This is a genomic window from Rhodococcus sp. NBC_00297, assembly GCF_036173065.1.
GTDB lineage: Bacteria > Actinomycetota > Actinomycetes > Mycobacteriales > Mycobacteriaceae > Rhodococcoides.
The window spans coordinates 143171-161927 of record NZ_CP108041.1 but is presented as its reverse complement, the minus strand read 5'-3'; the positions used below and the strand labels follow the sequence as shown (position 1 = coordinate 161927).

The 18757-nt window shown below is 68.8% G+C and carries 17 protein-coding genes; 13 read left to right on the top strand and 4 right to left on the bottom strand.

Annotation, left to right across the window (positions count from 1 at the left end; genetic code table 11):
- Positions 1-2: 2 nt before the first annotated feature.
- Together OG947_RS00715 and OG947_RS00710 are read right to left on the bottom strand one after the other, a co-directional pair.
- On the bottom strand, positions 3-806 hold the full coding sequence (locus tag OG947_RS00715) for a thioesterase family protein (protein WP_056445157.1): 804 nt from the start codon (positions 804-806) through the stop codon (positions 3-5).
- A complete protein-coding gene (locus OG947_RS00710) occupies positions 803-1678 on the bottom strand; it encodes a RecB family exonuclease (protein WP_442973079.1) in 876 nt (291 codons plus the stop codon). Before OG947_RS00710 ends, OG947_RS00715 begins: the two co-directional genes overlap by 4 nt.
- Positions 1679-1806: 128 nt before the next feature.
- On the opposite strand from OG947_RS00710, the gene OG947_RS00705 reads away from it, so the two are divergent.
- Together OG947_RS00705 and arc are read left to right on the top strand one after the other, a co-directional pair.
- On the top strand, positions 1807-2688 hold the full coding sequence (locus tag OG947_RS00705) for a tRNA (adenine-N1)-methyltransferase (protein WP_027505353.1): 882 nt from the start codon (positions 1807-1809) through the stop codon (positions 2686-2688).
- 138 nt (positions 2689-2826) lie between these two features.
- Positions 2827-4620 (top strand): proteasome ATPase, encoded by a 1794-nt coding sequence (gene arc / locus OG947_RS00700; protein WP_027505354.1) that lies wholly within the window; start codon positions 2827-2829, stop codon positions 4618-4620.
- Here the strand turns inward: arc and OG947_RS00695 are convergent.
- Positions 4608-5138, bottom strand: a complete 531-nt coding sequence (locus tag OG947_RS00695) for an NUDIX hydrolase (protein ID WP_328812908.1) — start codon at positions 5136-5138, stop codon at positions 4608-4610. The genes arc and OG947_RS00695 overlap by 13 nt on opposite strands.
- Positions 5139-5195: 57 nt before the next feature.
- Between OG947_RS00695 and dop the strand changes: the two genes are divergently transcribed.
- The 4 genes from dop to prcA all read left to right on the top strand — a co-directional run bounded on the left by dop (position 5196) and on the right by prcA (position 8627).
- Positions 5196-6695, top strand: a complete 1500-nt coding sequence (gene dop, locus OG947_RS00690) for a depupylase/deamidase Dop (RefSeq protein WP_222648967.1) — start codon at positions 5196-5198, stop codon at positions 6693-6695.
- Positions 6696-6811: 116 nt separating this feature from the next.
- The gene (locus tag OG947_RS00685) at positions 6812-7003 is read left to right on the top strand and encodes a ubiquitin-like protein Pup (protein ID WP_027505357.1); all 192 of its coding nucleotides are present in this window, start codon (positions 6812-6814) and stop codon (positions 7001-7003) included.
- The gene (prcB, locus tag OG947_RS00680; protein ID WP_222631127.1) at positions 7000-7878 is read left to right on the top strand and encodes a proteasome subunit beta; all 879 of its coding nucleotides are present in this window, start codon (positions 7000-7002) and stop codon (positions 7876-7878) included. Before OG947_RS00685 ends, prcB begins: the two co-directional genes overlap by 4 nt.
- On the top strand, positions 7875-8627 hold the full coding sequence (gene prcA, locus OG947_RS00675) for a proteasome subunit alpha (RefSeq protein ID WP_027505359.1): 753 nt from the start codon (positions 7875-7877) through the stop codon (positions 8625-8627). Before prcB ends, prcA begins: the two co-directional genes overlap by 4 nt.
- Positions 8628-8649: 22 nt before the next feature.
- Here the strand turns inward: prcA and OG947_RS00670 are convergent, their stop codons facing one another.
- Complete coding sequence (locus tag OG947_RS00670; RefSeq protein ID WP_328812907.1) at positions 8650-10134, bottom strand: bifunctional phosphatase PAP2/diacylglycerol kinase family protein; 1485 nt, start codon at positions 10132-10134, stop codon at positions 8650-8652.
- A gap of 71 nt (positions 10135-10205) precedes the next feature.
- Between OG947_RS00670 and pafA the strand changes: the two genes are divergently transcribed.
- The 7 genes from pafA (at position 10206) to OG947_RS00635 (ending at position 18757) form a co-directional block, all read left to right on the top strand.
- Positions 10206-11564 carry a Pup--protein ligase gene (gene pafA, locus OG947_RS00665; RefSeq protein ID WP_197027762.1) on the top strand — a complete coding sequence of 453 codons (1359 nt, stop codon included), beginning with the start codon at positions 10206-10208 and terminating at the stop codon, positions 11562-11564.
- Between the two features lie 93 nt (positions 11565-11657).
- Positions 11658-12674, top strand: a complete 1017-nt coding sequence (locus OG947_RS00660) for a helix-turn-helix transcriptional regulator (protein WP_222637552.1) — start codon at positions 11658-11660, stop codon at positions 12672-12674.
- Positions 12671-13633 carry a helix-turn-helix transcriptional regulator gene (locus tag OG947_RS00655; protein ID WP_027505363.1) on the top strand — a complete coding sequence of 321 codons (963 nt, stop codon included), beginning with the start codon at positions 12671-12673 and terminating at the stop codon, positions 13631-13633. The genes OG947_RS00660 and OG947_RS00655 overlap by 4 nt, the downstream gene beginning before the upstream one ends.
- A 140-nt stretch (positions 13634-13773) precedes the next feature.
- Positions 13774-14049 carry a Sec-independent protein translocase subunit TatA gene (gene tatA / locus OG947_RS00650; protein ID WP_027505364.1) on the top strand — a complete coding sequence of 92 codons (276 nt, stop codon included), beginning with the start codon at positions 13774-13776 and terminating at the stop codon, positions 14047-14049.
- A gap of 155 nt (positions 14050-14204) precedes the next feature.
- Positions 14205-15146, top strand: a complete 942-nt coding sequence (tatC, locus tag OG947_RS00645) for a twin-arginine translocase subunit TatC (protein ID WP_056444573.1) — start codon at positions 14205-14207, stop codon at positions 15144-15146.
- A gap of 106 nt (positions 15147-15252) precedes the next feature.
- On the top strand, positions 15253-17982 hold the full coding sequence (locus OG947_RS00640; RefSeq protein WP_056445154.1) for a DEAD/DEAH box helicase: 2730 nt from the start codon (positions 15253-15255) through the stop codon (positions 17980-17982).
- 46 nt (positions 17983-18028) lie between these two features.
- Positions 18029-18757 (top strand): DUF4333 domain-containing protein, encoded by a 729-nt coding sequence (locus tag OG947_RS00635; RefSeq protein WP_328812905.1) that lies wholly within the window; start codon positions 18029-18031, stop codon positions 18755-18757.

Here is an 18757-nt window from a genome sequence, read left to right as displayed (position 1 = left end):
CGTCAGGCGCGAGCGCGCACCTCGAGTGTCTGGAACGTGCGGCCCACCGACCCCGTCGCGTCGTACAACGTCGAGGTGCACAGCCCGATGCCGTCGTCGCCGATCGCGGTGCGGGCCTGCACACCCACCCATTCGCCGACGGGTTCGCGCACGATCTGCACCGTCAGATCGGTGTTGAGGAACGTCCACTCCGTCGGATCGAGAAGCGCCGCGACGCCATTGGCGATGTCCGCCACGGCGAACAGTCCGACGATCGGCGACGTCTGCTCGCCGGCCACCACGGGATACCTCGGACGTGCCCACACCCGGCCGGGCTCCGACGCCGTCACCGGGCGGGCGCCCCGGAACTCGAGACTGTCGAGGAACCCGCCGTGCCAGTGGTCCGGAAATGCCCACCCGGCCTCGGACTCGTCCGGACCGGGCACCAACGGTGGATCGAGAGTTTGCCCGGCCGCCGAGGTGTCGGTCATCGCCACGCGCCAGGCCGTGGCACGCGCGACCGCCCTGGTCGACCCGTCGGGCAGATCCGCGACGAGGTCGGCCGACAGCATGGCGACCCGTCGACCGGGGCGTTCCACACGGGCCTGCACGGTGAGTTCTCCGACGGGCACCGGCCCGAGGATCTCCATCGTCACCCGCGCGAGCCGGGTGCCCGGCACCGGCGAACACTGCTCCAGTGCTCGCGCGAGCAGCGCCGACGGGGGAGCGCCGTGTTGCATGGTCTCCGCCCACACACTCGTGGTGAGCCGCGTGGCACGATAGCGATCGGTTCCCTCGACACGGACGAAGAGTGCATCCTCGCTCACGCCGTGACCTCCGTCGGCTCGCTCGGCCACCCCGGGTACTCGGGCGGAGTGCCGCCGAAGGACGGGCACAGGGCCTGGAAGTCGCACCACCCACACAGCTTTCCGGGCTTGGGGCGGAAGTCGCCCGTCTCGCCGGCGGACCGGATGGCCGTCCAGATGGCGGACAGCGTCCGTTCGAACCGGCGGAGCTCGTCCTCGTCCGGGGCGTAGGTGAGAATTTGGCTGTCCTTCAGGAACAGCAGGCGCAGCTGCGCGGGAACGATGCCGCGCGTGCGCATCAGCACCACCGCGTAGAACTTCATCTGGAACAACGCCTTGGCCTCGGCGATCTCGCGCGGCGCCTTGCCCGTCTTGTAGTCGACGACGCGCAGCTGCCCGGTGGGCGCGACGTCGATGCGGTCGATGTAGCCGCGCAACAGCACGCCGTCGTCCAGTTCGGTCTCGACGAGCTGCTCGCACGACTCGGGGTCGAACCGTGTGGGGTCCTCGAGCGAGTAGTAGGACGCCACGAGCGACTGCGCCTCGGCGACGAACTTCTCGCGCTCGTGCTCCTCGACGAGATCGGCCGCGTACTCGTGCGACACGACCATGGCGTCCCATTCCTCCTGCACGAGGGTGCCGGCCCGCGTCGAGACCCGGTCCGCCGGGGGCAACGCGTAGAGCGACTCGAGGGCGGAGTGCACGAGTGTGCCGCGCAACTGCGCCTTCGACGGCGGTGCGGGCAGGCGGTCGATGGCCCGGAACCGGTAGAGCAGGGGGCACTGCTTGTAATCCGCTGCGCGCGAGGGCGACAACGCGGGACGACGGCGAGGACGGTCGGGTGCCGCCGCGGCGACGTCGGTGACGACGGGGTCTTCGGTCGAGATACTCACGGCGCCGACACTATGCCCGCTCACCGACACGATCCGGTATCTGCCCTACAGTTCCCCGGGGCGCGTCGCGCCCCGAGAGCGCCCCGCTTCGTGGGCGGGACCAGAGTGCACCGGAAAGAGGACCACCCGTGGAACCGACCGACACCGACACGTCTGCGCGCGCGAGCGGACCGTTCCGCGTCGGTGATCGCGTGCAGCTCACCGACGCCAAGGGGCGGCACTACACGGTGGTGCTCGACGCGGCCAAGGAGTTCCACACCCACCGCGGCGGGATCCGCCACGACGATCTGATCGGTGTCGACGAGGGCAGCGTCGTGAAGTCGACGAACGGCACCCCGTATCTCGCTCTGCGCCCGCTTCTCGTCGACTACGTGCTGTCGATGCCGCGCGGCGCGCAGGTCATCTACCCCAAGGACGCCGCCCAGATCGTGCACGAGGGCGACGTCTTCCCGGGTGCCCGCGTGCTCGAGGCCGGCGCCGGTTCCGGCGCCCTGACGTGTTCGCTGCTGCGTGCCGTCGGTCCGCAGGGGCGCGTCATCTCCTACGAGGTGCGCGAGGACCACGCCGTGCACGCGGTGCGCAACGTGGAGACCTTCTTCGGCGAGCGGCCGGAGAACTGGGACCTGGTGATCGACGACGTCGCCGCGTTCGACGTCGCGCGTCACGAGGGCATGGTCGACCGGGTGGTGCTGGACATGCTGGCGCCGTGGGACGCACTCGACGCCGTCGCCGGTGCGCTGGTTCCGGGCGGCGTGCTGATCGTCTACGTGGCCACCGTCACGCAGTTGTCCAAGGTCGTCGAGGCCCTGCGTGCGCAGGAGTGCTGGACCGAGCCGCGGTCGTGGGAGTCGATCGTGCGCGGGTGGCACGTCGTCGGGCTGGCAGTGCGACCCGAGCACCGCATGCAGGGGCACACCGCGTTCCTGGTCAGTGCGCGTCGTCTGGCCGAGGGCACCGTCACCCCGAAACCGCAGCGACGGGCCGGCAAGACCCCCACCGAACCCGCCTGACACCGGGGGTTCATGCACCGACCGTGTGCCGTTCGTCCGCTGTCTGTCGGTGGTCGGTGACAGTGTCTGACCACGGTCGTCACACACGTTTGCGTTTCGCCCGGTAGCGTTGAGAAATCGCTTTGGGAGGAGTCCTGCATGAGCCCTACAGACAACCCGGACCAGTCCGCAGTCCTGGCCGAACTCGATGCCCTGCGAGCCGAGGCCACCGTCCTGCGCCGACAACTCGACGCTTCCCGTGGGGGTGCGCCGTCGGCGGACACCCGTAACACCGACGTGCGTGATCTCGAGTCGCGGGTCGACTCGCTCTCCACACGCAACACGAAGCTGATGGAGACGCTCAAGGAGGCGCGCCAGCAGCTCATCGCCCTGCGCGAGGAGGTCGACCGGCTCGGCGCACCGCCCAGCGGTTACGGCGTCCTGGTGCACACCTACGACGACGCGACGGTGGACGTGTTCACCTCGGGCCGCAAGATGCGCCTGACGTGCTCGCCGAACGTCGACGCCACCGCACTCCGGCCCGGCCAGACCGTGCGTCTGAACGAGGCCCTCACCATCGTCGAGGCGTGTGAATTCGAACGCGTCGGCGAGATCAGCTCCCTTCGCGAGATCCTCGAGGACGGCAAGCGCGCCCTCGTCGTCGGCCACGCCGACGAGGAACGTGTCGTGTGGTTGGCGACTCCGCTGCAGGAGATGGCCGACGACGAGGCACCGGAGGATCCGGACGGGCCGTCGCGCCGCCTGCGCCCCGGCGACTCGTTGCTGGTCGACACCAAGGCCGGCTACGCGTTCGAGCGCATTCCCAAGGCCGAGGTCGAGGACCTCGTGCTCGAGGAGGTCCCCGACGTCGGCTACGAGGACATCGGCGGCCTCGGGCGGCAGATCGAGCAGATCCGCGACGCCGTGGAACTGCCCTTCCTGCACAAGGATCTGTTCCGTGAGTACTCGCTGCGCCCGCCCAAGGGTGTGTTGCTCTACGGTCCTCCCGGCTGCGGCAAGACACTCATCGCCAAGGCGGTCGCCAACTCACTGGCGAAGAAGATCGCCGAGGCACGGGGGCAGGACGCACGCGACGCGAAGTCCTACTTCCTCAACATCAAGGGCCCCGAGCTGCTCAACAAGTTCGTGGGTGAGACCGAGCGCCACATCCGGTTGATCTTCCAGCGGGCTCGCGAGAAGGCGTCCGAGGGCACTCCCGTCATCGTGTTCTTCGACGAGATGGACTCCATCTTCCGTACCCGTGGGTCGGGCGTCTCGTCCGACGTGGAGACCACCGTCGTTCCTCAGCTGCTGGCCGAGATCGACGGTGTCGAGGGCCTCGAGAACGTCATCGTGATCGGTGCGTCCAACCGCGAGGACATGATCGACCCGGCCATTCTGCGCCCGGGCCGTCTGGACGTGAAGATCAAGATCGAGCGGCCGGACGCCGAGTCCGCGCTCGACATCTTCTCGAAGTATCTCGACGACTCGCTGCCCGTCAACGCCGACGATCTCGCGGAGTTCGGCGGCGATCGCGCCGCCTGCATCCGCGGCATGATCGAACGCGTCGTCGAGCGCATGTACGCCGAGAGCGACGACAACCGATTCCTCGAGGTCACCTATGCCAACGGTGACAAGGAGGTCCTGTACTTCAAGGACTTCAACTCGGGCGCGATGATCCAGAACATCGTCGACCGCGCGAAGAAGTACGCCATCAAGTCGGTGCTCGACACCGGGACACCGGGTCTGCGCGTCGGACACCTCTTCGACTCCATCGTCGACGAGTTCGCCGAGAACGAAGATCTGCCCAACACCACCAATCCCGATGACTGGGCGCGCATCTCGGGCAAGAAGGGTGAGCGGATCGTCTACATCCGCACGCTCGTCACCGGTAAGAACGCCAGTGCGAGCCGCTCGATCGACACCGAGTCGAACACGGGTCAGTACCTCTGACCGCCCACCTGTAGCAGCGCCGAGACGATCACGCGGGTGTCCGGAACGAAGGGCCACGCGGGATCGTCCAGGTGTGTCAGCACCTCGACGTCCGACCACCACCAGCCGTCCGCGATCTCGGACGGCTGGTGGTGCATCGGTCCGTCGTGACGCACCTCGTACGCGAACAGGTGGCAGCGCACCGTCGCAGTGCCGGATCGTCCCGTCCAGCGGCCGACCACCGGGTCGCCCGTCACGTCCGCTACGACGCCGAGTTCCTCGGCGAGTTCTCGCGAGGCGGTCTGTCGAGGGTCCTCCCCGGCATCGACGACCCCACCGGCCAGAACGTCGTGCATCCCCGCGAACACCGACTTGGTCGTCGTGCGGCGGTGGACGTACACGCGTGACCCGTCGGTGGATCGCACCAGCACGCCGGCACTCGCGTGCCACAGGCCGCGCTCGTACACCTCGGTGCGCGGCGCTTCGCCCACCACGTGGCCACGCTCGTCGTACACGGCCACGATCTCGTCGTCAGGCATGCGTCACCGCTCCCACTCGATCAGGGGTCACAGGGTCGATAGCCTAGGGTCGAGAGCATGCAGCGCATCATCGGCATCGAGGTCGAGTACGGAATTTCCTCTCCTACCGAGCCTTCCGCCAATCCGATCCTGACATCCACCCAGGCGGTGCTGGCGTACGCCGCCGCGGCGGGTGTGCCGCGGGCCAAGCGGACGCGCTGGGACTACGAGGTGGAATCCCCGCTGCGTGACGCACGCGGGTTCGACCTGGGCCGGTTCAGTGGCCCGGCGCCGATCATCGACGCCGACGAGGTCGGCGCGGCCAACATGATCCTCACCAACGGCGCGCGTCTCTACGTCGACCACGCCCACCCGGAGTACTCCGCACCGGAGGTGCGCGATCCGCTCGACGCCGTCATCTGGGACAAGGCGGGGGAGCGCGTCATGGAAGCGGCTGCGCGCCATGCCTCGAGCGTGCCCGGCGCCCCGCGCCTGCAGTTGTACAAGAACAACGTCGACGGCAAGGGCGCGTCCTACGGCACCCACGAGAATTACCTGATGTCTCGCGAGACCCCGTTCTCCGCGATCATCGCCGGGCTCTCGCCGTTCTTCGCCTCCCGCCAGGTGTTCACCGGCTCGGGCCGCGTCGGCATCGGTCAGTCCGGCGACGAGCCCGGATTCCAACTCTCGCAGCGCGCCGACTACATCGAGGTCGAGGTGGGCCTCGAGACGACGCTCAAGCGCGGCATCATCAACACCCGTGACGAGCCGCACGCCGACGCCGACAAGTACCGGCGCCTGCACGTGATCATCGGTGACGCCAACCTCGCCGAGATGGCGACCTATCTCAAGGTCGGAACGACGGCCCTGGTGCTCGACATCGTCGAGGCCGGCGTGGACCTGTCCGATCTGCAGCTGGCCCGTCCGGTGACGGCGGTGCACCAGATCAGTCACGACCCGACGCTGCGCCGCACGGTCGCGCTCGCGGACGGTCGCGAGCTGACGGCGTTGGCACTGCAGCGCATCTACCTCGAGCGCGTCTCCGCGCATCTCGACGCACAGGGCGAGAATGATCCGCGCGCCGCCGACGTGGTCGAGAAGTGGGCGATGATCCTCGACAAGCTCGAGCGCGACCCGATGGACTGCGCGTCCCTCCTCGACTGGCCGGCGAAGCTGCGGCTGCTCGAAGGGTTCCGCAACCGCGAGGGACTCGGCTGGTCGGCGCCGCGACTGCACCTCGTGGACCTGCAGTACTCGGACGTCCGCCTCGACAAGGGTCTCTACAACCGGCTTGTCGCGCGCGGATCGATGGAACGGCTGGTCTCCGAGCAGGACGTCATGGACGCCGTCTCGAACCCCCCGACCGACACCCGCGCGTACTTCCGCGGCGAGTGCCTCCGCAAGTTCGGCCGCGACATAGCGGCCGCGAGCTGGGACTCCGTCATCTTCGACCTCGGTGGAGACTCGCTGGTGCGTATCCCCACCCTCGAGCCACTGCGGGGGAGCAAGGCCCACGTCGGTGCTCTGCTCGAATCGGTGGACTCGGCCGCAGAACTGGTGGACCAGCTCACCACCTGACGGTCCTCCCGTGCCGGACGTACGGTGGGTTGTCACCCTGTGACGGCGCATGCTCGGTAGGGTGAAGTTTCGCTGCGTGTCGAGAGAACACGCGGTTCGTGACGAGGAGGTCGGCTATGGCACAAGAGCAGACCACACGCTCCGGCGGTGGCGATGACGACGACGGTTCGGCCGAGGGCGCATCGGGTCAGGAACGACGCGAGAAGCTCGCCGAGGAGACCGACGATCTCCTCGACGAGATCGACGACGTGCTCGAGGAGAACGCGGAGGACTTCGTCCGCGCCTACGTGCAAAAGGGCGGCCAGTGACGGACGCGAACTCCGTTCCCCGTCCCCACGAGAGCGACACCACCCTGCGCTACGGGTCGCCGTTCTCCTCCTTCAGTGAACACCTGCGCGCCTACGCACCGCACCTGTTGCCCGAGAACCGTTTTCGTGCGGATCTCGCTCTGTCCCCGGAGGCGACGATGCAGTCCGACATCGCACCGCACGGCACCACCATCGTGGCCGTCACCTTCGACGGCGGCGTCATCCTCGCGGGTGATCGCCGCGCGACGATGGGCAACCTCATCGCCAGTCGCGACGTCGACAAGGTGTACGTCACGGACGACTACTCGGCCGCCGGCATCGCGGGAACCGCCGGCATGGCGATCGAGCTGGTGCGGCTGTTCGCGGTCGAACTCGAGCACTACGAGAAGATCGAGGGCGTCTCCCTCACCTTCAACGGCAAGGCCAACAAGCTGTCCTCCATGGTGCGGGCCAATCTCGGTGCGGCCATGCAGGGTCTGGCTGTGGTTCCGCTGCTCGTCGGTTACGACCTCGACGCCGTCGACGCCCGCCATGCGGGGCGCATCGTCTCCTACGACGTGGTCGGTGGCCGCTACGAGGAACGGTCCGGCTACCACGCGGTGGGATCGGGATCGCTGTTCGCGAAGTCGGCGATGAAGAAGCTCTACCGCGAGGACATGACCGAGGACGAGGCACTGCGCGTCGCGGTCGAATCGCTGTACGACGCTGCCGACGACGATTCGGCGACCGGCGGACCGGATCTGACCCGCGGCATCTACCCGACGGCGGTGGCCATCGGTGCCGGGGGAGCGAACCTGGTGGGATCGGACCGCATCGAGGCTCTGGCCCGTGCGGTACTGCAGGACCGATCGGAAGAAGGGGGTGCGCGCCGATGACGATGCCGTACTACGCGTCCGCCGAACAGATCATGCGCGATCGTTCGGAACTGGCGCGCAAGGGAATCGCACGCGGTCGCAGCGTGGTCGTGCTGACCTACGCGGACGGCGTGCTCTTCGTCGCCGAGAACCGGTCCTCCGCACTGCACAAGGTGAGCGAGCTGTACGACCGCCTCGGCTTCGCCGCGGTGGGCAAGTACAACGAGTTCGAGAATCTACGCCGCGCCGGCATCGTGCACGCCGACACCAAGGGCTACACCTACGACCGTGCGGACGTCACCGGACGATCGTTGGCCAAGGCGTACGCGCAGACGCTCGGCACCATCTTCACCGAGCAGCTCAAGCCGTACGAGGTGGAGATCTGCGTGGCCGAGGTCGGTGCCGTCGACGAGAGCCCCCGGTCCCAGCTCTACCGCATCACGTACGACGGCTCGATCGTCGACGAGGTCGACTTCGTGGTCATGGGCGGTGCCACCGAACCGATCTCGACGGTCCTGCGCGAGAAGTACCGCTCGGGGCTCGATCTCGACGCGGCGGTCGCGCTGGCAGTCGGTGCGCTCCAGGACTCCACGTCGACGCCGCCGACCAACGGTGCCGCGAGCGAGCCCGCGGAGAAGCGCGTCCTCGAGGTCACGAGTCTCGAAGTGGCCGTGCTCGAACAGACGCGGCCGAGGCGTGCGTTCCGGCGGATCTCCGGAGCGGCGCTCCAGGGACTGTTGCCCCCCGGTTCGGAACCTGCGGGCACCTGATCGATCGGGTACGAAGCACCCGTCACGCGCGCGGCGCGGCGGCGGTGCCCGTTCCGTACAGCGTGAGCAGCGAGGGCCGGGCCCGGTAGTCGAAGGCCCGGCCCTCGCCCGCCACCTCCCCGTCCACCGCCACCGCCACCGTGGTCTGCAGGTTGCGCACCGAGACCGCCGGCACCCGCAGATGACGGTAGGTGGGCGACGTGCCGAGAGTCCCGGTCATCGCGGCGAGTGCGAGGCGGGTACGCGAGAGCCGCATGTGCGCGCGCAGGAACCGCACGTCCAGCACACCGCTCGCGATCGACGGCCGCGACATGGGCACCTGATCACCCGGCGTGTAGGTGCCGTTGCCGACGAACATCATCCACACCGAGTCGCGGCGCCCGTCGATCTCCACGTGCATCGGCTCGGCCACCGCCAGGACGGCCACCATCGCGGCCGCGGCCGCGGGCCACTTCCCGATGCGTGAGCTCCACTTGTCCCGCAGCCGAACCGAATCCGGGTAGCCCCCGATGCTGGCGGTGTTGACGAAGAGGATCTCCTCACCGCCGTCGATACTCACACCGCCGAGATCCACCCGGCTGGACGCGCCGCGAGTGACGGCGTCCGCGGTGACCGACACCTCGACCGCGCCGACGTCCCGTGCGAAGTGGTTCAGCGTGCCGCCGGGGAACACCGCGAGAGGGAGCCCCGTCCGCACCGCGGCCGCGACGGCAGCGGCCACCGTGCCGTCGCCTCCGCAGACTCCGAGCGCGAGCACGTCCGATCCTGCGGCGCGGACGAACTGGGCGGTGAAGTCGTCGTCGGCGTCCGGCTCGAGGAACCGCGCCCTCGGCAGGGCCTTCGCCACGTCGGCGACGACCTCCGAATTGTGGGTGCCCGCGCCCGGATTGACCAGCACGAGCATCCCCTCACCCTCGTGCAGGGCGGGCGCCAGCCCCGCGGGGCCCAACTCGGCCGACTCGGTGGAGCGCACGGCCCACCAGCGGCGGGTCGACAGCGCGACCGCGACCCCGAGCGCAGCGCCCACCACCACGTCCGACGGCCAGTGCACACCGACGTGCACTCGCGAGTACGCGACGGTCGCGGCCAGCGGGGCGACGAGGAGACCGGCGAGCGGAGCCTCGAGCGCCACGCCCGTCGCGAACGCCGCGGCGGAGGCGGCGTGACCCGACGGGAACGACGACGACACGGGTGGGGTCATGATCCGCCGGAGCGCGGGGACCGACGCGGCCGGTGGACGATCGCGGGGGAGCAGCGGCTTGAGCACCCCGTTCGCGAGCGAGCTGGCACCCACGACCGCGAGCATGCCGCGTACGGCACCTCGTCGTCGGGGGCCGCCGGACGCGGCGAGCGCCGACGCCACGATCGCCCACAGAACACTGTGATCGGCGAGCCCGGTGAGCGTGCGCAGCGCGGGGTCCAACCCCGACGGTCGCGACGCGAAACTGGCCTTCACCAGCGCCAGATCGACGGAACGGGTGCGGCCGCGCAGCGATCGGGGATTCACCTGCGCCACACTACGGCTGCCACGGGCTCGGGTAGCCGATGCCGCGGTCGATGCCGTTGTACTGTCGAAGTGTGCAGCGACGAATCATGGGGATCGAGACCGAGTTCGGTGTGACGTGCACGTTCCACGGGCACCGTCGACTCAGCCCGGACGAGGTGGCCCGGTATCTGTTCCGGCGTGTCGTGTCGTGGGGACGCAGCTCCAACGTGTTCCTGCGCAACGGTGCGCGGCTCTACCTGGACGTCGGCTCCCATCCCGAGTACGCCACTGCCGAGTGCGACAGCCTTCTGCAGCTGGTCACGCACGACCGCGCCGGCGAGCGTGTTCTCGAGGACCTGCTCATCGACGCCGAGCAGCGTCTCGTCGAGGAGGGCATCGGCGGCGACATCTACCTGTTCAAGAACAACACCGACTCCGCGGGCAACTCCTACGGCTGCCACGAGAACTACCTCGTGGTGCGCGCCGGCGAGTTCTCCCGCATCTCCGACGTGCTGTTGCCGTTCCTGGTCACCCGCCAGCTCATCTGCGGCGCGGGCAAGATCCTGCAGACGCCGAAGGCCGCCACGTTCTGCCTCTCGCAGCGCGCCGAGCACATCTGGGAGGGCGTGTCGTCCGCGACCACCCGCTCACGGCCCATCATCAACACGCGCGACGAACCGCATGCCGACGCCGAGAAGTACCGTCGTCTGCACGTCATCGTCGGCGACTCCAACATGGCCGAGCCGACGACCATGCTCAAGGTCGGCACCGCAGCGCTCGTCCTGGAGATGATCGAGGCGGGCGTCTCGTTCCGAGACTTCGCCCTGGACAATCCGATTCGCGCCATCCGCGAGGTGTCCCACGACTCGACGGGGCGGCGCCCCGTCCGCCTCGCGGGGGGACGCCAGGCCAGTGCACTCGAGATCCAGCGCGAGTACCACGCCCGCGCCGTCGAGCACCTGCGCAACCGCGAGCCGGACGCGCAGATCGAGCAGGTCGTCGACCTGTGGGGCCGCACCCTCGACGCCGTCGAGGCGCAGGACTTCGCCAAGGTGGACACCGAGATCGACTGGGTGATCAAGCGCAAGCTGTTCGATCGCTATCAGGACAGGTACTCGATGGACCTGTCCGACCCGAAGATCGCCCAGCTCGACCTGGCCTATCACGACATCAAGCGCGGCCGCGGCGTCTTCGACGTGCTGCAGCGCAAGGGACTGGTCAAGCGCGTCACCGAGGACGACCAGATCGACGAGGCGGTGAACACGCCGCCGCAGACGACACGCGCGAAGCTGCGTGGCGAGTTCATCAGCGCCGCACAGGAGGCGGGACGCGACTTCACCGTCGACTGGGTGCATCTCAAGCTCAACGACCAGGCTCAGCGCACGGTGCTGTGCAAGGACCCGTTCCGCTCGGTCGACGAGCGCGTGGAGCGCCTGATCGCGTCGATGTAGAGGCCGACGGTCCTCCTTCTCCACAGGAGTCCCGTCCTCCCCACCCCGGCGATGCGCACGGGTGGGGAGATGCTCAGCCACTAGGCTGGGTCGGTGGCGATCTCCAAAGTCGAGCGGTTGATGAACCTCGTCATCTGCCTGCTCTCGACACGGCAGTACCTGACCGCCGAGCGCATCCGCGAGTCCGTCGCCGGATACGAGGACTCGGCGAGCGACGAGGCCTTCAGTCGCATGTTCGAGCGCGACAAGAACGAGCTGCGTGATCTCGGCGTCCCGCTCGAGACCGGTCAGATCTCGCGTTTCTCGACGGTCGAGGGGTACCGCATCAACCGCGATCGGTACGAACTCCCCGACGTCGACCTGGCCAGCGACGAAGCCGCTGCGGTCGCCGTGGCCGTCCAACTCTGGGAGTCGCCCGAGCTCACCTCCGCCGCTCAGAGCGCGATGTTGAAGTTGCGCGCCGCGGGCGTGCAGGTGGACACCGAGAACTCGCCGGCCGCCGTGACCGCCGTTCCGTCCCGCAGTCGAGGTTCCGAGCCCGCGCTGGGCAAGCTGCTCGCTGCTATCGACGCCGGCCGGTCCGTGCGGTTCTCGCACCGTTCCACCCCGGCCGCCCCCTTCCGGGAGCGCACCGTCGAGCCGTGGGGAGTGGTCACCCACTCCGGACGCTGGTACCTCGTCGGGCACGACACCGAGCGCGACGCCGTCCGTACCTTCCGCCTGTCACGGATCGGGGACGACGTCGTGGCCTTCGGACCGGCGGGATCGGTGCGCAAGCCCGACGACGTCGATCTCGGTGTCATCGTGGCCCGCGCCGCCGCGAGCGGTGACGTGGCGGGCAGCGCCGACGTCTGGGTGTCGGAGGGACGCGGACTCGAGCTGCGCCGTCTCGGCACCGAGGTGGAGACACGTGATCTCGTGGGGCGACGCGGTTCCGTGGTCCGCATCCCGGTGCGGTCGTGGGAGTGGATCGCCCGGGTGGTCGCCGGCCACGGCGCCGACGCGATCGTGCTGTCGCCGACCGAACTCCGCGACATCGTCGTCGGCACCCTGTCCGTGAGCGCGCACCGCGCGCCGACCGACGCCGTCTCGCCCGGGAGCAGCTCATGAGCGTTCGCCTGTCCTCGCGGCTGGCCCGGCTGCTCAACCTCGTGCCGTACTTCATCGCCAATCCGGGTATCAGCGCGGCCGACGCCGCGGCCGAGCTCGGGGTCACGACCAAACAGCTGATGGACGACCTGAACCAGCTGTGGATGTGCGGACTGCCCGGATACGGTCCGGGCGATCTCATCGATCTGTCGTTCTCCGAGGACAGCATCGAGGTCACGTTCTCCGCCGGTATCGACAGGCCGCTGCGCCTGACGTCCACGGAAGCGACCGCACTGCTCATCGCGCTGCGGTCACTCGTCGAGATGCCCGGCATGGTGGACCCGTCCGCGGCGTACCGCGCCATCGCGAAGATCGAGGCCGCGGCGGGCGTCGCGGCGGCCGAGGGGCCGGACGACACGCCCGAGCCGCAGGAGAGTCCCAGTGTCACGACCGTCCGTGGGGCGCTCGCCCGCGGTCGCGCGCTGCACATCACCTACTACTCGGCATCGCGGGACGTGGTGTCCGAACGCACCGTCGATCCGTTGCGCATCGTCCTCGTCGACGACCAGAGCTACCTGCAGGCCTGGTGCCGCGACGCGGAGGGCGTCCGGCTGTTCCGGCTGGACCGCATCGATGCCGCGACCGAGCTGGACGAGCCGTCCGCACCGCCCGAGCAGGCCCGGACCGGTGGGGACGCACTCGATCTCTTCCACGACGATCCGTCACTGCCGCTCGCACGGCTCGTCGTCGCACCCGACCACGTGTGGATTCTGGACTACTACCCCATGACGCAGACCGCTGCGCACGACGACGGCTCGATCGAGGTCTCGATGCGATTCGCGACGCTCGACTGGATGAGCCGTCTGGCGCTGGGTCTGGGGTCGGGAGTGCGGGTGCTCGGACCGCCCGCACTGGTTCGTGAGGTCACCGCTCGGTCGCGCGACGCCCTCGACGTCTATCGCGCCGTCTCGGGAGCGTGACCGGCCCATCTCGAGTCGTCCGTACATGCAGGACTCGTCCGGTGAACTCTCGGCGAACGGTAGGTACGCGGGTCCACCGGACACCGGGTGGGAGCCCTCGGGTCCGGTAGCATCGAATCCACCGAAACTGGGAGGTTTTCATGGGTGCGTTACAACCCTGGCACTGGATCGTCCTGATCGTCGTGCTCGTACTGCTGTTCGGATCGAAGAAGCTGCCCGAGGCCGCACGTGGCCTGGGACGCTCGATGCGCATCTTCAAGAGTGAAGTGCAGGAGATGCAGAACGACGGCAAGAAGCCGGACACCACCACGAACACGGCGCCGGCACCGCAGTCGCAGTTGCCGTCCCCGAACACGGTCACCCCGACCGTCGCGTCGACCGAACCGACGCACGAGCAGCACCCGCGCTCGGCCTGACACTCGCAGGCACCACGGTCGGGGCGATGTCGCCTCGGCCGTTTCGTGGGTGGTGACCGAGGTTCGCGCCCGCTGCGGCGTGCGCACCTCGGCACCCGTCACCGCGAACCACAGTCTTCAGTCCAGGCACCGCAGTCGACAGGCGAAGAGTCACCGTGCGCATACCGTTCGATCCGCGACAGCGCAGGCGTCGCGTCAATCCAGACGGCACCATGTCGTTGGTGGAGCATCTCTACGAGCTCCGCACGCGTCTGCTGTGGTCGATGCTGGCCATCGTCCTCACCACGATCGTGGGGTTCTTCTGGTACTCGCACTCGCTGCTGGGTATCGAGTCGCTCGGTGACCTGCTCCGCGGGCCGTACTGCTCGCTCCCGTCCGAGAGTCGTGCCGAGCTCACCGACGACGGCACGTGTCGGCTGCTCGCCACCGGACCGTTCGAGCAGTTCATGCTCCGGTTCAAGGTGGCCATCACCGCGGGCGTCGTGCTCGCCTGCCCCATCTGGCTCTATCAGGTGTGGGCGTTCATCACGCCCGGCCTCTACCGCCAGGAACGGCGCTACGCCATCTCGTTCGTCACGGCGGCGGCCGTGCTCTTCGTCTCCGGCGCCGTCCTCGCCTACATCGTCGTCGCGAAGGCCCTGCACTTCCTGCTGACCATCGGCGACAACGTCCAGGTCACCGCTCTCAGTGGCGCCGAGTACTTCGGCTTCGTCATCAACCTGCTCGTCATCTTCGGCGTCAGCTTCGAGATCCCGCTTTTGATCGTCGCGCTCAACGCCGTCGGCGTCCTGAAGTACGAGAAGCTCCGCGGCTGGCGTCGCGGGCTCATCTTCGCGATGTTCGCCTTCGCCGCCGTCGTCACGCCCGGCGGTGACCCCTTCTCGATGACCGCGCTGGCGCTCGCGCTGAGCATCCTCGTCGAGTTCGCCATCCAGATCGCGCGCGTCAACGATCGACGGCGCGCACGGCGCGAGACCGAGGAGTGGGGGAACGTCTCCGATGACGAGGCGTCGCCTCTCGACACCTCGGCCGCCCCGGTCGGCAGGCCCGTCCCGGTGCGTCACGACGCCGACGCCGACTACTCCGACACTCTCTGAGTTGCCCACGCTGTCTGAGTGACCCCCATCGGCGGACACCCTCTAATCTGGAGTCGTGGCCAATCACAGCGGGCAGCAGAACACCGGCGACATCCGGACTCGACTCGTGGACGGGCCGAAGCTGACCGAGTTCGCGGCGTCGCTTCCGTTCCCGCTCGATCCCTTCCAGATCCGTGCGTGCTCGGCCCTCGAGGACGGGCACGGCGTACTGGTGTGCGCGCCGACCGGAGCCGGCAAGACCGTCGTCGGCGAGTTCGCCGTCCACCTCGCACTCACCAGCGGCGCGAAGTGTTTCTACACCACCCCCATCAAGGCACTGAGCAACCAGAAGTACGCCGAGCTCGTCGCGCGCTACGGCAAGGGCTACGTCGGCCTGCTGACCGGTGACCAGAGCATCAACTCGGACGCACCGATCGTCATCATGACCACCGAGGTGCTCCGCAACATGCTGTACGCGGAATCGCCTGCGCTGCGCGGACTCTCGCACGTGGTGATGGACGAGGTGCACTACCTCGCCGACCGGTTCCGCGGCGCCGTGTGGGAGGAGGTCATCCTGCACCTGTCCGAGGACGTCCGGCTCGTCAGCCTGTCGGCGACGGTGAGCAACGCCGAGGAGTTCGGCGCCTGGATGGAGACGGTGCGGGGCAACACCACCGTCGTCGTCGACGAGACCCGCCCGGTTCCGCTGTGGCAGCACATCCTCGTCGGTCGCCGCCTGTTCGACCTCTTCGACGTCGAGGCGAACAACGGTGCTCCGGGCGGCGTGGTCGTGGACAAGAACCTCGTCCGGTACGTCAAGGAACGAGTGCAGGCCGAGCGCATGGGCGCCTGGGAGGCCCCACGCGGCCGTGGCCCGCGGTCGGGTCGGTCCGGTGGCCGCCCCGGCCGGCCGGAATCTCGTCCGATCCCGCGGCCCGACGTCATCAAGCTCCTCGACGAGGAGGGGTTGCTCCCCGCCATCACGTTCATCTTCAGCCGCGCCGGGTGCGACGGCGCCGTCGATCAGTGTCTTCGATCGGGACTGCGGCTGACCTCCGAGGAGCAGGCGCGCGAGATCACCGAGGTCGTCGAACGCCACACCGCCGAGATCCCGCGCAGCGACCTCGAGGTGCTCGGCTACTGGGAGTGGCGCGACGCCCTCGAGCGGGGCATCGCCGCGCATCACGCAGGGATGCTGCCGGTGTTCCGGCACACGGTCGAGGAACTGTTCGTTCGCGGTCTGGTCCGCGCGGTCTTCGCGACGGAGACCCTCGCCCTCGGCATCAACATGCCGGCGCGGACGGTGGTGCTCGAGCGCCTCGTGAAGTTCAACGGTGAGGCGCACGCCAACCTGTCGGCGGGGGAGTACACGCAACTCACCGGCCGCGCCGGTCGTCGCGGTATCGACGTCGAGGGTCATGCGGTGGTGCTGTGGCAGTCGGGTGTCGAGCCGACCGAGGTGGCCGGGTTGGCCTCCACCCGTACGTTCCCCCTGCGGAGTTCGTTCCGCCCCTCGTACAACATGGCGGTGAACCTGGTCGACCGGATGGGTGTCGACGCGTCCCGGATGCTGCTCGAGCGGTCGTTCGCGCAGTACCAGGCCGATGCGTCCGTCGTCGGGTTGGTGCGCGGTATCGAGAAGAACGCCGTGGCTCGGCGCGAGTTGCTCGGCAAGTTGGGCGGCGAGGACTCGCCCTACGTCGAGTACACCGCCCTGCGCGCGCGCCTCAAGGAGCGCGAACGCGAGCTCGAGCGTCAGGGCCGCACGGATCGTCGCAACGATGCCGTCACGTCGCTGGTGTCGCTGCGGCGCGGCGACGTCATCTCCATCCCGTCCGGTCGACGCTCGGGACTGGCTGTCGTCCTGGAGACCGACGCGAACTCGGTGGACCCGCGGCCGCTGGTGCTCACCGAGGACAAGTGGGCGGGGCGCGTGTCGTCGGCGGACTTCCCCACACCGGTGTCGGCTCTCGGCCACATGCGCCTTCCCCGCCACGTCGATCACCGCACGGCGCAGACCCGTCGTGATCTGGCGTCCGCGCTCCGGGGAACGGGGATCAGCGCGCCGGGACGCGGTCGGCGTCGGCAGTCGTCGGCAGGCGACGATCGCGAGCTCGGAGTGCTGCGCCGCGCCGTCCGCTCGCATCCGTGCCACACCTGGCCGGATCGTGAGCACCTCGCCCGGCTGGCCGAGAAGTACAGTCGGCTCGAACGTGACACCGATGCGATGAAGCAGAAGGTCGCCGCGACCACCAACTCGTTGGCCCGTACCTTCGATCGCATCCTGGCGCTGCTCACCGAGCGCGGCTATCTGGCCGCCGGTCCTGACGGCGAGGTCGCGGTCACCGACCGTGGAGCCAAGCTCGGACGTCTGTACTCGGAGTCGGACCTGCTGGTCGCGGAGTGCCTCGCCGAGGGAATCTGGCGCGGCCTCGGGCCGGCCGAGCTCGCCGCCGTGGTCTCGACCGTCGTGTACGAGTCGCGCCAGGAGGGTGAGAGCGCGGAGCAGGGTCCGACCGGGAACATCCGACACGCGTTGACCCGCACCGTCGCCGCGTGGCACGAGCTCCGCGCGGACGAGATCCGACTGAAGCTGCCTCCGACGCGGGAACCCGACACCGGGTTCGCGGTGGCCGTCTACAAGTGGGCTCGCAAGGAGTCGCTCGAGGACGTGCTGTTCGCCGCGGGTCAGCACGGCCGCGCCCTGTCCGGCGGAGACTTCGTACGGTGGTGCCGCCAGGTCATCGATCTGCTCGACCAGATCCGCTCGGCGTCCCCCGACGACGAGGTCACCGCGACCGCCACGAAGGCGATCTCGGCGATACGGCGCGGAGTCGTCGCCGTCGATGCCGCATGATGGTCTCCACAGTCACAGCAGTCACCACAGGCACCCACCGGAGGCGATGATGAGCGGCCCGTACAACCCCGACGACCGTTCCTCGGCCGGTGAGGACACGCCCACCAGCCAGTACCCGAGCGGACAGCAGCCGGGCTACGACCAGCAGGCCTACGGTCAACAGCCCTACGGTCAGCAGCCCTATGGTCAGCAGCCCTACGGTCAGCAGCCCTACGGTCAACAGCCCTATGGTCAGCAGCCGGGCTACGACCAGCAGGCCTACGGTCAGCAACCCCAGTACGGGCAGCAGCCTTACGGCCAGCAGCCCCAGTACGGCCAACAGCCCTATGGCCAGCAGCCCCAGTACGGCCAGCAGCCTTACGGCCAACAGCCCTACGGCCAGCAGCCCCAGTACGGCCAGCAGCCCTACGGACAGCCGGGTTACCCGCAGGGCAACCAGCAGTGGAACGCCGCGCCGGCGCAGAAGCAGTCGAAGGTGCCGTTCATCGTGGGCGGCGTCGTCATCGCCGCGATCGTCGTGGCGGGTGGGATCTACGCGGCCACGTCGCTGGGCGGCGACACCCTGGACAACTCCGCGGTGCAGAGCGGGGTGGCCAAGATCGTGACGGAGTCCTACGGCGCGATCGACGTCTCCGCGGTGTCCTGCCCGTCGGGTCAGAAGGTGGAGGCGAACACGACCTTCTCCTGCGACCTGACGGTGGACGGTGAGGCGCGCTCGGTGACCGTGACCGTCAAGGACGACCAGGGCACCTACGAGGTCGGCCGGCCCCAGTAG

Excerpts from the sequence above, each read along its gene's own strand:
- arc (WP_027505354.1), top strand. The coding sequence starts at position 2,827 with ATGAGCCCTACAGACAACCCGGACCAGTCCGCAGTCCTGGCCGAACTC.
- OG947_RS00695 (WP_328812908.1), bottom strand. The coding sequence starts at position 5,138 with ATGCCTGACGACGAGATCGTGGCCGTGTACGACGAGCGTGGCCACGTG.
- dop (WP_222648967.1), top strand. The coding sequence starts at position 5,196 with ATGCAGCGCATCATCGGCATCGAGGTCGAGTACGGAATTTCCTCTCCT.
- OG947_RS00685 (WP_027505357.1), top strand. The coding sequence starts at position 6,812 with ATGGCACAAGAGCAGACCACACGCTCCGGCGGTGGCGATGACGACGAC.
- prcA (WP_027505359.1), top strand. The coding sequence starts at position 7,875 with ATGACGATGCCGTACTACGCGTCCGCCGAACAGATCATGCGCGATCGT.
- OG947_RS00655 (WP_027505363.1), top strand. The coding sequence starts at position 12,671 with ATGAGCGTTCGCCTGTCCTCGCGGCTGGCCCGGCTGCTCAACCTCGTG.
- tatA (WP_027505364.1), top strand. The coding sequence starts at position 13,774 with ATGGGTGCGTTACAACCCTGGCACTGGATCGTCCTGATCGTCGTGCTC.
- OG947_RS00635 (WP_328812905.1), top strand. The coding sequence starts at position 18,029 with ATGATGAGCGGCCCGTACAACCCCGACGACCGTTCCTCGGCCGGTGAG.